Annotated in this window: 13 protein-coding genes; 3 read left to right on the forward strand and 10 right to left on the reverse strand. The window is 62.7% G+C overall.

The window, feature by feature from the left end; translation table 11 throughout:
- Positions 1–289 precede the first annotated feature (289 nt).
- Together J8I87_RS34695 and J8I87_RS34700 are read left to right on the forward strand one after the other, a co-directional pair.
- Positions 290–1198 carry a glutamate/aspartate ABC transporter substrate-binding protein gene (locus J8I87_RS34695; RefSeq protein WP_209936803.1) on the forward strand — a complete coding sequence of 303 codons (909 nt, stop codon included), beginning with the start codon at positions 290–292 and terminating at the stop codon, positions 1196–1198.
- A gap of 193 nt (positions 1199–1391) precedes the next feature.
- Positions 1392–1613, forward strand: a complete 222-nt coding sequence (locus J8I87_RS34700) for a hypothetical protein (RefSeq protein WP_209936804.1) — start codon at positions 1392–1394, stop codon at positions 1611–1613.
- A 43-nt stretch (positions 1614–1656) separates the two neighbouring features.
- On the opposite strand, the gene J8I87_RS34705 is transcribed toward J8I87_RS34700, so the two are convergent.
- From J8I87_RS34705 to J8I87_RS34750, 10 genes are all read right to left on the reverse strand, one after another.
- Positions 1657–2580 carry a recombination-associated protein RdgC gene (locus J8I87_RS34705; protein ID WP_209936805.1) on the reverse strand — a complete coding sequence of 308 codons (924 nt, stop codon included), beginning with the start codon at positions 2578–2580 and terminating at the stop codon, positions 1657–1659.
- Positions 2581–2670: 90 nt separating this feature from the next.
- A complete protein-coding gene (locus J8I87_RS34710) occupies positions 2671–3432 on the reverse strand; it encodes an SDR family NAD(P)-dependent oxidoreductase (protein WP_209936806.1) in 762 nt (253 codons plus the stop codon).
- Positions 3433–3455: 23 nt separating this feature from the next.
- On the reverse strand, positions 3456–4370 hold the full coding sequence (locus tag J8I87_RS34715) for a LysR family transcriptional regulator (protein WP_209936807.1): 915 nt from the start codon (positions 4368–4370) through the stop codon (positions 3456–3458).
- Between the two features lie 9 nt (positions 4371–4379).
- The gene (fdxA, locus tag J8I87_RS34720; RefSeq protein ID WP_209936808.1) at positions 4380–4715 is read right to left on the reverse strand and encodes a ferredoxin; all 336 of its coding nucleotides are present in this window, start codon (positions 4713–4715) and stop codon (positions 4380–4382) included.
- Complete coding sequence (locus tag J8I87_RS34725; protein WP_209936810.1) at positions 4715–5488, reverse strand: enoyl-CoA hydratase-related protein; 774 nt, start codon at positions 5486–5488, stop codon at positions 4715–4717. The genes fdxA and J8I87_RS34725 overlap by 1 nt, the downstream gene beginning before the upstream one ends.
- A complete protein-coding gene (locus tag J8I87_RS34730) occupies positions 5485–6666 on the reverse strand; it encodes a CaiB/BaiF CoA transferase family protein (RefSeq protein ID WP_209936811.1) in 1182 nt (393 codons plus the stop codon). The genes J8I87_RS34725 and J8I87_RS34730 overlap by 4 nt, the downstream gene beginning before the upstream one ends.
- On the reverse strand, positions 6663–8048 hold the full coding sequence (locus J8I87_RS34735) for an FAD-dependent oxidoreductase (RefSeq protein ID WP_209936812.1): 1386 nt from the start codon (positions 8046–8048) through the stop codon (positions 6663–6665). Before J8I87_RS34735 ends, J8I87_RS34730 begins: the two co-directional genes overlap by 4 nt.
- 36 nt (positions 8049–8084) lie before the next feature.
- Positions 8085–8924 (reverse strand): ABC transporter permease, encoded by an 840-nt coding sequence (locus J8I87_RS34740; protein ID WP_209936813.1) that lies wholly within the window; start codon positions 8922–8924, stop codon positions 8085–8087.
- Positions 8924–9757: an ABC transporter ATP-binding protein gene (locus J8I87_RS34745; RefSeq protein WP_209936814.1), complete on the reverse strand. Its 834-nt coding sequence runs from the start codon at positions 9755–9757 to the stop codon at positions 8924–8926. The genes J8I87_RS34740 and J8I87_RS34745 overlap by 1 nt, the downstream gene beginning before the upstream one ends.
- Before the next feature lie 3 nt (positions 9758–9760).
- Entirely contained in the window at positions 9761–10792 is a 1032-nt protein-coding gene (locus tag J8I87_RS34750) for an ABC transporter substrate-binding protein (protein WP_209936815.1), read from the reverse strand.
- Between the two features lie 450 nt (positions 10793–11242).
- Between J8I87_RS34750 and J8I87_RS34755 the strand changes: the two genes are divergently transcribed.
- Positions 11243–12370 carry a porin gene (locus J8I87_RS34755; protein WP_209936816.1) on the forward strand — a complete coding sequence of 376 codons (1128 nt, stop codon included), beginning with the start codon at positions 11243–11245 and terminating at the stop codon, positions 12368–12370.
- Positions 12371–12379 lie beyond the last annotated feature (9 nt).

A 12379-nucleotide genomic window follows, 5' to 3' on the forward strand; every position in this document is an offset into this window, starting at 1 on the left:
CTTTGCGGCGGCAAAGAAAGTAAGTGCCGCCCCGCACAGGGGCGACGCCCGCGCCGCGAGGCGCTATCGCGGATGCCAGCGACAGCGGCAAAACACAAGCCGCATCGCGGATGCCAGCGATAGCGGCAAATCGAACCGCCAGCGACAGCGGCAAAACAAACCGCATCGCGCCCCCGGAAGGTCCTCTTTAAGGGTTAAACATATGTTGCAATTAATTTTTTCATGGCAACATCTGTGTACACGCTCAGGACCACGCGTAACGCGCAGGCTCACTCAAAGGGGACACGTAATGAACCGACCGACTTCGCTTGCACTCGCCTTGTGCGTCGCGGCGTCATGCTTCACGTCGATGGCCAGCGCCGTCGCGCAGGAGTCACAGCCGACGCTCGCCAAGATCGAAGCGGCCAACCTGATCGCCATCGGCCATCGCGAAACGTCGGTGCCGTTCTCGTACGTCGATTCGAACAATCAGGTGATCGGCTTCTCGCAGGACCTGTGCAACAGGATCATCGACGCGGTGAAGGTCGCGACGCACAAACCGAACCTGCAGGTGCGCTACGTTCCCGTCACGTCCCAGAACCGCATTCCGCTGGTGCAGAACGGCACCGTCGATCTGGAATGCGGTGTCACGACGAACCTGACGTCACGGCAGAATCAGGTTGCATTCGGCGATACGTTCTTTGTTGCGACCACGCGGCTGCTCACGCGCAAGGATTCGGGCATCAAGGACTTTCCCGACCTCGCCGGCAAGACGGTCGTGACGAACCAGGGGACGACGTCCGAACGCATTCTGCGCAAGATGAATGAAGACAAGAAGATGAACATGCAGATCATCAGCGCGAAGGACTACGGCGAAGGCCGCATGACGCTCGAGACGGGCCGCGCCGTCGCGTACATGATGGACGACGTGCTGCTCGCGGGCACGCGTACGCTCACCGCGAAGCCGTCGGACTGGGTGATCGTCGGCACGCCGCAGTCGTCGGAAGCGTACGGCTTCATGCTGCGCAAGGGCGACCCGGCATTCCTCAAAGTAGTCGACGACACGCTCGCGCAGGTGATGAAGAGCGGCCAGATCGACGCGATGTACGACAAATGGTTCATGAAGCCCGTGCCGCCGAAGAACATGAACTTCGATTTCCCGATGAGCGAGAACCTGCGCACGCTCTACAAGAATCCGAACGACAAGGCGTTCGAGTAACCCGCTCTACCTATATGGGCGGCCGCGCGACCGTGTAGCAGCCCTTGCAGATCGCTTTCGGACCCACTCGCCGCGCGACGGAGATCGAGCCGCGTGTTGAGCCGCGGATCGAGCCGCGCATGGAGCCGATCCCACGCTGCCGGAGTAGAATCGAACGAATGAAAACCCGTGACGATCTGCTTTCGGAGCTGCAATGAATACGCCTTCGCCAAAAGAGGAACGAAAGCGCTGGCGGCCATCGCCGACGATGCTGAACGTGCTGACCGCGCTCATCGGCATCGCTACGTTGTGCGCGGGAATTGGCTGGCTCGTCTATAGCTGGTTCGTCGATCTCGAAGTGCCTTACTTCGCCATCCCGCTCGTGATGTGCGTGCCCGTCATCGTGGCCGTTGCGTTCAGGAACATGTTCGACTGACGCTGTTCGAACACCTTGCTGGCTATGTCGGCGGGGCTTGCGCTCAAGCCGCCTTCACGGCGGCCATGCCTTCATCGAGCTCGCCGCCGAGCGCATCGATCACCCCTTCCAGCATCTTCGCCAGCTCACCCGTCATCAACGTGAAGTCGGAGTCGAACTGCTCGTCGTCGTTCACTGCGGTCGGATCGGACGCTTCCTTGATCACGTCGAGCGGCGTCACGCGCTTGATCGTCAGCGACGGCGTCAGCACGAACGACACACGGTCATTCCATGTCATCGCAAGACGCATGCACTGCTTGCCCGCTTCGATATGACGACGCATGTCGTCGGCTTCGAGTGCGTGCCCGACATAGCGCACCGTCGCGTTGCCTTCGGCGGGCGAGCGCAGCTCGGTATCCTGGTCGAGCGTGAAATTGACGGGGCCTTCGCCTGCGAGCAGCCAGTTCGTCATCGCGGCAACGGGCGCCTGCGCGACGCGCACGCCCGAGATCGGCAAGCGATCGACGGATTTGACGAGCAGCCCGAGCACATCGTCGCCGAGCGCCTGCGACGCGGCATCGATCACGAGCCAGCCGTTGACGGTGTCGATCCACACACGCGTATCGCGCTGGATGCTGAATGCGCGCGGCAGCAGTTCGTCGGTGACCTGCTCCTTCAGATCGCGCATCTGCTTGCGGCCCGGCTTGAACCCTTGCTGCTCTTCGAGTTCCAGCGCGCGCGCCTTCGTCACCTGCGTCACCACGGATGCGGGCAGCAATTTCTTTTCCGCGCGGAACGTGAGCAGCATCTGCTTGTTGATCGAGTAGACGAGCGGGCCGTCGTTGCGCGGCGACGCCCAACCCTGGCGCTGCGTCTCGACGCTATTGGCGGGCTCGAACGCATGCGGCGAGAGCCATTTTTCCATTTGCTCGACGCTCACATTCCACGGAGCGGGAAGACGGTGAAGCTGTAGATTCTTGAACCACATGGCGGGGACGGGCAAAGCGCGTCATTTTATATGACGGCGGCGACATCGCGGAAATTCGCGTCGCCGCCGTCGCAAACGGCAAGCGCTTGCTCAAGGCATCACTTGACCGCCGTTGACTTCGATGATTTGCCCCGTCACATAGCTGCTCGCTTCGTCACTCGCGAGAAACAGAAACGCGCCCGTGCATTCTTCAGCGGTGCCCAGGCGCCCCATCGGAATGGCCGCTGAAAAACGCTTGAGGATCTCCGGGCTGAAGTGTCCGTCGTGAAACGGCGTTTCGATCACGCCCGGCGCCACCGCATTGATGCGGATCTTTTCGCCGACCAGTTCTTTTGCCATCGTACGGGTAATCGTCGACACGAAGCCCTTGCATGCCGCGTAGAGCCCGGCGCCCGGACCGCCGCCTGTGCGCGCGGCCTGGGTCGTCACGTTGATGATGTTTCCGCCGCCCGCCGCGGCCATCAGCGCAATGACGCGCCGGCTCACCGCGACCACGGAGCGCGCGTTGAGCCGGAACACTTCGTCGATGTAGTCGTCGTCGGCTTCGACGATGGGCGCGCGTCGCACGAACCCGCCCGCGTTGTTCACCAGCACGTCGATGCGTCCATAGTGCGCGTGCACTTTCGCCACCATGTCATCGACCTGCGCGGACTGGGTGACGTCCGCCTGCACCGCAATCGCGTCGCCGCCCGCCTCCCTGATCTGCGACACGACCGACTGCGCCGCCGACGCGCCGCTTCGATAGTGCACGGCAACTTTCGATCCGCATGCACCGAACGCGCGGGCCAGCGCCGCGCCGATGCCAGAGCTTGCACCTGTAATCAACACCACCTTGTTCTTCAGATCTCGCATGGATGCTCCGGATAATCGGGTAATCAGACTTCGCGCAACGACAGTTCGACATGCTTCAGACGTCTGACCATGCGGTCGACGAACTGCAGCGTCACATGAGCCAGCGCGCGTTGATTCGGCGCAATGACGCCGACGGTCAACGCATTCACGTTCGCATCGTCGAACGGCCGCCACACCACCTCGCCGCGCGCCAGTTCGTCGAGGAAGGCCAGCTTGGAGAAAAACGAAATGCCTCGCCCCGATGCGATCAGGCGTTTGAGCAGCGTCGTCGAGTTGCATGTGACGCTCGGCTTCAGCGATTCCCAATACTCGTGAAAGTCGTTCGCGACGACGCCCTGAATCGGCGAGCGTCCTTCGAGCCTGAGAAACGCATGATTGCGGCATTCGTCGAAGCTGATGCGCTCTTTCTTGGCCAGCGGATGCGACGAGGCCATCACGACGCCGGGCGGCAGCGACACCTCCGTCACGACGTCGAGACCGGCGGGCAGCTTCGTGATGTACGAGATGCCGAGGTCATACTCGCCGCTCACGAGCCGCGCGGGGACATCGTGAGGCGGCACGGCCGCAATCGAATAGGTCACGGCCGGGTAAGAGTCGGAGAACTCCTCCACCGTGGCAGGCAGAAAATCGACGAACAGCGAGTCCATCGCCGCCACCGACACGTGCCCTTTGCGCTCGCCCTTCAACGCGTCGAGTTCGCTGCGCATCAGATGGAAATCGTTCAGCGTCGAACGGATATGCTGAAGGACACGCTCTCCCGCAGCGTTCAGGCGAATGCCGTTGGGCAGCCGGTCGAACAGTTCCGCGCCCATCTCCGACTCGAGCTTGAGGATCTGCCGGTTGACCGCGCTCGACGCGACATACAGGTTCTGCGCGGCCTTGCGGATCGATCCGCAACGCACCACTTCGACAAAGTACTTCAGGACATTCGCATGCATCGTGTCATCTCAGTTCGCTGCGCGCGCCGGCCACCCGGCAACCACGGGATGATCGCAGGGTATCCTGCCGACGTCGCATGCGCCACCAGGCGAACCCAGAGCGCTCACAGGGGCATCGAAGAAATCACGGTTCACACAGGTGAATTGAGCCTCTGCCTGCGGAACCTCGTCTTCATGAAAGATCGCTTCTGTCGGACATACGGACACGCACACGCCGCAACTGATGCATTCATCGGGATGAATGTAGAGCGTGCGCTCGCCTTCATAGATGCAATCGACAGGACAGCACTGCACGCAGGCGCCGTCCTTGACGTCGATGCACGGTGAGGTGATCACGTAGGCCATCAGCGTCCGCTCCAGCGCGGCTTGCGCTTCTCCTGGAAGGCGCGCACGCCTTCGTGCGCGTCTTCCGATTGCAGCGCCGCGACCAGCGCGGGCAGCCGCAGCGCCTGCGCCTCCGCCGCCGACAGCGTCGAGGTCCGCCGGACCACCTGCTTGATCGCCTGCAGCGACAGCGGCGCGCAGGCGAGCAAGGCTTCGACCAAGCGTTCGACGGCCTGATCCAGTTCCGCGCGCGGCACCACCTCGTTGACGAGGCCCATGTCGAGCGCTTCGCGCGCGGACACGCGGCGGCCCGTCAACAGCATCGCCATCGCTTGCCGATAAGGGATCTGACGCTGCAGCAGCGTCATGCCGCCGTCAAGCGGCATGCGTCCCACCAGCGCCTCGGGCAAACCGAAGCTGGCCTCCTCGCACGCGACGACAAGATCGCATCCGAGCACCATTTCAAAGCCGCCGCCGAGCGCGTAGCCGTTCACTCGCGCGATCACGGGGACGTTCAGCGTTTCGCGCAGCGCGATGCCGCCGAAGCCGCCCGGACGCGGCGCAGCCCAGTATTCGAGGCCGCTCATCGACGGGTTCTTCAGGTCGGCCCCGACACAGAACGCGCGCTCGCCCTCGCCCGTCAGCACGACGACGCGGATGTCGCGGTTGCGCTCCAGCTCGCTCCAGACGCGCTGCAGTTCGCTCTCGGTCTCGAGGTCCACGGCATTGAGCGCTTCCGGGCGCGCCAGCGTCACGGTGGCGACATGTTGATCGATCACCAGTCTCACGCTCATACGACCTCCTGGGCAACCGTGCCGCGCAACTGCTTGAGAATTTCGTCGGTATGCTGTCCGAGCCTCGGCGGTGCGCGCCGCAACTCGACGCGTGCGCGCGACAGCTCGATCGGGCTGCCGATGAAGCGCACCGGCTGGCCTTCGCCTTCCCCTTCGATGATGAGCTGGTTGTGCAGTGTCTGCGGATCGACGAGCGCTTCGCGCAGCTCGCGCACGGGCGCGCACAGCAGGTCCTGCTGTTCGAGGCGATCGAGCCAGAAGTCACGCGTGTTGCTCGCAAAGCGCTCGCGGAAGATCCGCTGCAACTCGCTCTTATGCTCGAACTGCTGGTTCAGATTGCAAAAGCGCGGATCGAGCGACAGGTCGTCGATCTGCAGCGCGGCGCAGATGTCGCGCAGCGGATTCGGCTTGAATGCGCCGACGAGCACGAGCGCACCGTCCTGAGTATCGAACACGCCCGACAGCGGCATCGCTGCCCAGTTCACTTCGGAGTCGGCCATCATGATCATCGCCGCTTCCTGCATCTGCATCGCGAGCATCGAGTTGTACAGCGATACGTTGACCTTCTGCCCCTCCCCCGTGCGCTCGCGATGCAACAACGCAAGCAGGATGCCCTGCACCAGATGCATGCCCGCCGAGTAATCGGCGAGGGCCGTCGGATACACGGAAACCGGCAGCGACTCGTCCGCGCGGCGCGCCATCACGCCGCTCATCGCCTGCGCGAGCACGTCCTGGCCGCCTTTGTGCGCGTACGGACCCGTTTCGCCAAAGCCCGTGCCCACCGCGAAGATGATTCTGGGGTTCAGGCTGCGGCACGCTTCGTAGCCGATCCCCATGCGATCCATCACGCCCGCGCGAAAGTTGCTGACGACCACGTCGGCATCGGCGATCAGCTTTTTCAGTGCGTCCATCTGCCCCGCGTCGCGCAGATCGAGTTCGAGGCTGCGCTTGTTGCGGTTGAGGCTGCAGAAGATCGGGTTGTCGGCGCCCGCGACGGGCTCGAACGTCGAGCGGCTCAAGTCACCCGCGCCGATCCGCTCGACCTTGATGACGTCCGCGCCGTAGTCGGCGAGCATCTGCGTGCAAACGGGGCCCATCATCACTTGCGTCAGATCGATCACGCGCACGCCTTCGAGCGGCAGCGTTTGCTTGTCCACTGCGTTGTAGCCGTTCTTCATGCTGCGGCCCTCGCATCGACGTGAACGGCAAGCGGCGGCACATCGGCGTTGCGGCCCGTCTGATCGCCCGGGTCCGCGCCCTGCGCGCGCAGCGTCTTCTGCAGGCTGCGCACGTCCACGTCGCGCACGCTTACACCCGCATTGAGCGCGAGCGCCGCGGCAACGCCGGCGGCTTCACCCATCGCCATGCACGGTGGGATTTCGCGCGACATCTTTTGCGCCTGCGACGTCGCCGAATAGTGACGTCCCGCGACGAGCAGATTGTCGATCTGCTTGGGCAGCAGCACGCGATACGGCATGTAGTAGTCACGTCCCCGCGCGATGCTGTCTTCGAAGCGGGTGCGTTGCGCGAGGTCGTCCTTGGTCATCACATATTCGCCTTCGAGCAGACGCGTCTGACGCACGCCCGTTTGCGGCGCGACATCGATCACGTGGCAGTTCTCGAACCCCGGCAGCTTTTCGCGCACGAAGTCGACGACGGCATGAATGTGCTTGCGGCCCTGCACTTCGGCGCGCGTCAGGTCTTCCGGCTTCAGGCCGTCGAGGCCCGCCATGTGCGGACAGTTGCACCACACGACGCCGGGCAGCGGCGTCTTCAGCCACCAGTAGCCCCACGAGCCGCCGAGAATGCGCTTGATCTGGCGGTCGATCTGCGCGAACGCCTCGGGCTCTTGCGCCTCGAAACGCTCGGCCGCGTCGGTATCGACGCCCGCCAGACGGAACACCGTGGTCGTGATGTACGTGCCGCCGACATGCGGCACGCCCGCCGACGCAGCCACGTCCAGGTCGCCCGTCGCGTCGATCACGACGTCGGCGAGAATCGCTTCGCGTCCGCCCTTCGTCTCGCAGATCACGCCCTTCACCTGGCCGTCTTCGACGAGGGTTTGGGAGAACCACGAATGCAGGCGCAGCTTGATGCGGAGTTCTTCGACCATTTCGAGCGCGACGCGCTTCATCGCATCGGGGTCGAACGCAGCCGCGAAGCACACGGGATGAGGCGTCTTCTGGCTGTGAAAGTCGAAGGTGCCCCACCGGCCCCACTGCCGATACGCCGCGGGATCTTCGCCCCATTCGTGCGAGCGCGGAAACATCGCCATCTTGCGCGCCGCCATGCGTTCGATGAACGTCATGCAGGTGCCGCGCACGGAGATTTCCTTCAGGTGGTTGTCCCACATGTCGTCGAGAACGAGCACCATGCCGCCCGATGCAAGCCCGCCGAGATGGTTGTAGCGCTCAAGCAGAATCACTTCCGCGCCGTTTCGCGCCGCGCCGATCGCCGCCGACAATCCGGCAGGGCCGCCGCCGACCACGACGACGTTAGCCTTTGCGACCACGCGCACATCGCGCGCGGGTTCCTGAATCCATTCGCTGATCATGTTCATTTCGTCTCCTTTCAGAATTGGCTGTGTCGCTCAGGCTCAATGTGCGTTCTCGGGCTGCCATTTGACGAGACAGCGCTCGAGTGCTGCGATGACCATAAAGAACGCGCCGGCCAGGATCGCGCTCATGATGATGGCGGTGTACAGCAGCGCGGAATCGAAGTTGTAAGTCGCCTGGATGATCATTGCGCCGATGCCTTGCGTCGCCCCGATCCATTCGCCCACGACGGCGCCGATCACCGACATCGATGCGGCGATGCGCAGTGCGGAGAACAGATACGGCAGCGATGAGAAGACGCGCAGCTTGAAGAAGATCTCGCGTTTGCTTGCCGACAGAATCTGCATCAGCTCCATCGCTTGCGGATTGACGGCGTTCAGTCCGCGCACCATGTTCACCAGCGTCGGAAAGAAGCAGACGATCGCGGCAATGGTGATCTTGGGTTCGAGCCCGTTGCCCATGATGAGCACGAGAATCGGCGCCTTCGCGACGACAGGAATCGAATTGATCAGCACGGCGACGGGATAGAAGATGTCCTGCAGCGTCTTGTTATGGACAAACACGGTCGCCAGCAAAATCGCCGCGAGGTTCCCCAGCACAAAGCCGAGCGACGCCTCGATCGCCGTCGGCAGCAGGTTTTGCAGCAGCACGTCGCTCTTGCTAACGAAGGTCTGCAGCACGAGCAGCGGCGAAGGCGCGATGAACGGCTTGACGTGAAAGCCGGCAACGACTGCCCACCAGGTGAAGAGAAGACCCGCGACGCCCAATGCCGGCAACATGCGCGCGCGCCACATCTGCTGGCGGCGGCGTGCGGCCCAGGCCTGTGCTTCGTCGTCGGCGGCCGGGGAGGACATATTCAGTTGAATTTCAGACGTAGCCATCAGCAGGTCTCCAATACACGTCGCAGATAGGCGGCGAGTTCGACGAATTCCCGCGTTTCGCGGATATCGAGGGTGCGATCTTCGGGCAGGCTGACGGGCACGATCTCCTTCACCCGGCCAGGGTTGGCCGCCAGCATCAGCACGCGCTGCCCGAGAAACGCCGCTTCGTAGATGCTGTGCGTGACGAACAGCGTCGTGAGCCCCATCTCTTTCCAGACGCGGCGCAATTCCTCGTTGAGCCGGTCACGCGTGATTTCGTCGAGCGCGCCGAATGGCTCGTCCATCAACAGCACTTTTGGATCGCTGACCAGCGCGCGGGCAATCGCGACCCGCTGGCGCATGCCGCCCGACATCTCATGCGGGAACGCGTCTTCACGCCCCTTGAGGCCGACCAGTTCGAGCAGTTCGCGCGGTGTCGCGCGGCCGGCGCGATTCTTCCCGTTGGCAACCTCCAGCGGCAGTTCGACGTTCTGAAGCGCGGTGCGCCAGGGCAACAGCGCCGCATCCTGAAACACGAAGCCGATATCGCGCCGCTCACGTGCAACATGGGGCGCGGAACCGAGCACGCTGATCTCGCCGCGGCTCGGCTTGACGAGATCGGCGACGACCCGCAGGAACGTCGACTTTCCACAGCCGGACGGTCCCAGCAGAGTGAGAAATTCACCCGCGGCGACATCCAGGCTCAGACCTTCGATCGCGGTGACGCTACGCCGGTCGGTGAAGAAGCGGACGTTGATGTTGCGGCAGCTGATCGACATGGCGCCGTCATGCGGCACCCCAATGGGCGAGTTGACCCGCTCCGCGCGCGGCGGAGTGGACGTGGCAGCATGCATGGGTTACACCAGGAGTCGAGAGGAACGGGTGGCGTTGAGCACGTCCATCGTCATGACGTCCTCCACCTTGGGTTGATGCGCCCTGAACTGGCCGAGCTGTCCATAGGTCGAGATCTGTTCTTCCCAGACCTTCGGGTCCATCGCGCCCCAGCCCTGCGTCTGCGTGGTCTGGTTGAACGCGTAGCTCATCAGCGAATCGATCGCGATGCGCTCGTCCGCGCGGTTCAGATTCGGGTATTCCTTGATCAGCAGATCGATGGCCTGATCGCGGTGCGCATTCGCGTAGATCCAGCCTCGCGCAGTCGCGCGCATGAAGCGCGTGACGGTGTCGGGATGTTCGTGCAGCGTCGCCGTGGTCGCGTAGTAAGGCAACGCATAGAGACGCACGCCCGTGTCCCACAGGCGCAGATCGACGCGGTCCGCACCGAGCGGCTTGAGCGCAGTGGTGTTGGTTTGCCAGCCCGTTACGGCATCGACCTGCCCGCTCAGAAGCGGCATCATGTCGGCGCCGATGGGGACGATGTTGACCTGGCTCTCGGCAATCTTGTTCTTCGCCAGCAATGCCTTGAGCAGCACCATCCCCGTCGCCTGAATGCCGATGCGCTTGCCGATCATGTCGTGTGGCGTGCGGATCGGGTTCTTCTTCAGCGAGAAGAAGGTGTACGGATGCTGCTGCAGCCCGGCTGCTATGCATTTGATGGGCAGGCCTTCGGAGACGGCCAGCATGATGGAAGGGCTCGATGAGATCTCACCCGTCTCGAAGCGCCCCGAGGCGACGATCGCCACCCCGTCGATATTCGGTCCGCCCGGCTGGATATGGAAATCGATCCCTTCCTGTTCGTAAAAGCCGAGTCGCTTGGCGACCACTTCTCCAACCTGGTTGCCGCCCGGAACCCACCCCAGCTGCATATTGACAGTGGTTTTTTCGCCTGCTAGCGCGCGCACCGAAAGCAGTGCGCCGGTTGCCGCCATGCCGCCCGCCGCTAGCGTCATCCGCAGCATACGTCTGCGCCCTGCGTTCTCGATTACTGACATCTTTTACTCCTCCGATGGGCATTCATGGATTGAAGGGGCCGGTCTTTTTTCGTCTCGCGGTGCTGCCGGTTAAGTGCATTCTCAGCAGCCAAAAGTGTCCCCGCAAGCATCAATTTTGAAGACGAGTGATGCCGAAATTAGCTCACCCCCTGCTGCGCACCGAAGCGGTGCGACGTCTGAGGCTGCGCACATGACGCACGCATTGCCCGATGAGGTGCTCTGAAAATTCGCTCACTGCTAGTCAAATTCGGTGCTAGGCGACGAGATTTTTGTTCCGCAAGAATCGGTCGCTGGTGAGGCACGGGAGATGGCCTCACTCACGCAGTCGGGTATCGGGTCCCACCATCGGCACGTCAAAGTCCGGCTACGCAAACCATCTGTTTTGCTTTCCTAACTAAATTGGGTTGCACTTCCTACTTCAACAATTTGCCCAGCACACTCAAGGAAATCATGATTCGACGCGCTATCGTAATTGCGGCAACCGCTCTCGCCTGTCAGTCGGCATTCGCGCAAAGCAGCGTAACGCTTTATGGCCTGATCTCCAGCGGCATCGTGTATGCGAACAACCAGAAGGGGGCCGACAAGCAGGGACATTCGACCTGGCAATTCGCGAGCGGACCGATGCAGACGCCGCGTTGGGGCATGAGAGGCGTCGAGGACCTCGGCGGAGGACTGAAGACGGTCTTTACACTGGAAGGCGGCTATAGCATAGGCACCGGCGCGCTGTCACAAGGCGGACGGCTGTTCGGACGGCAGGCTTTCGTGGGTCTGTCGTCGAACAGCCTGGGCACGGTCACGTTCGGCCGCCAGTATGACGAGGCGGTGACGCTGTGCATCTTCTCGTCCGCATGCCAGTTCGCCGCGTATGGCGCGCACATCGGCGACAGCGACAACGTGTTCGATACCTTCCGCATCAACAATGCGGTGCAGTACAAGAGCATCGACTACCACGGATTGCAGTTCGAAGGGCTCTATGGCTTCTCGAACAAGGCCGGCGCGTTCTCGGACAACAACGCGGTGAGCGCCGCCGTGCAGTATCGCCGGGGAGCGTTCTCGTTCGGCGCTGCGTACCTTCAGGTCAAGATGCCGAACGATCCCGCCAATCCGAACGGCGCGGTGGTCGGCGACTACGGTTTCACTTCGCCTTTCATCACCAATCCGGCGACCAATGCGGGCGTGAGCAAGCAGCGGATGTACGGTGCGGGCGGCGCGTACGCGTTCGGCAATGCGAATGTGTCGCTGCTCTACACGAATGCGCGCTTCGACTATCTCGATCAATCGAGGCTCACGCTGCAAAACGTCGAAGTCTCGCTGACGGACTACGTGCGCCCCGACCTGCTGCTCGGCGCGGCCTATGTCTTTACCACGGGGCAATACCGACCGCAGGATGCGAGCCCCAAATGGCATCAGGTGAACGCGGGCGCGATCTATTTTCTGAGCAAGCGCACGGACGTGTTCCTCGTCGGCATTTACCAGAAAGCCGCGGGCGACGCACAATTCGCGCAGATCTATACGTTGTCGCCATCCACGACGAAGACGCAGGTCTCGGCCGTCATCGGCTTGCGGCATCGCTGGTAAGAGCCGCCT

Source organism: Paraburkholderia sp. LEh10 (assembly GCF_017814945.1).
GTDB lineage: Bacteria > Pseudomonadota > Gammaproteobacteria > Burkholderiales > Burkholderiaceae > Paraburkholderia.

Bases quoted from the DNA above. Each gene is read 5' to 3' on its own strand.
- J8I87_RS34700 (WP_209936804.1), top strand. From the start codon at position 1,392: ATGAATACGCCTTCGCCAAAAGAGGAACGAAAGCGCTGGCGGCCATCG.
- J8I87_RS34740 (WP_209936813.1), bottom strand. From the start codon at position 8,924: ATGGCTACGTCTGAAATTCAACTGAATATGTCCTCCCCGGCCGCCGAC.
- J8I87_RS34735 (WP_209936812.1), bottom strand. From the start codon at position 8,048: ATGAACATGATCAGCGAATGGATTCAGGAACCCGCGCGCGATGTGCGC.
- J8I87_RS34730 (WP_209936811.1), bottom strand. From the start codon at position 6,666: ATGAAGAACGGCTACAACGCAGTGGACAAGCAAACGCTGCCGCTCGAA.
- J8I87_RS34710 (WP_209936806.1), bottom strand. From the start codon at position 3,432: ATGCGAGATCTGAAGAACAAGGTGGTGTTGATTACAGGTGCAAGCTCT.
- J8I87_RS34750 (WP_209936815.1), bottom strand. From the start codon at position 10,792: ATGTCAGTAATCGAGAACGCAGGGCGCAGACGTATGCTGCGGATGACG.
- J8I87_RS34745 (WP_209936814.1), bottom strand. From the start codon at position 9,757: ATGCATGCTGCCACGTCCACTCCGCCGCGCGCGGAGCGGGTCAACTCG.
- J8I87_RS34695 (WP_209936803.1), top strand. From the start codon at position 290: ATGAACCGACCGACTTCGCTTGCACTCGCCTTGTGCGTCGCGGCGTCA.
- fdxA (WP_209936808.1), bottom strand. From the start codon at position 4,715: ATGGCCTACGTGATCACCTCACCGTGCATCGACGTCAAGGACGGCGCC.
- J8I87_RS34715 (WP_209936807.1), bottom strand. From the start codon at position 4,370: ATGCATGCGAATGTCCTGAAGTACTTTGTCGAAGTGGTGCGTTGCGGA.
- J8I87_RS34755 (WP_209936816.1), top strand. From the start codon at position 11,243: ATGATTCGACGCGCTATCGTAATTGCGGCAACCGCTCTCGCCTGTCAG.
- J8I87_RS34725 (WP_209936810.1), bottom strand. From the start codon at position 5,488: ATGAGCGTGAGACTGGTGATCGATCAACATGTCGCCACCGTGACGCTG.
- J8I87_RS34705 (WP_209936805.1), bottom strand. From the start codon at position 2,580: ATGTGGTTCAAGAATCTACAGCTTCACCGTCTTCCCGCTCCGTGGAAT.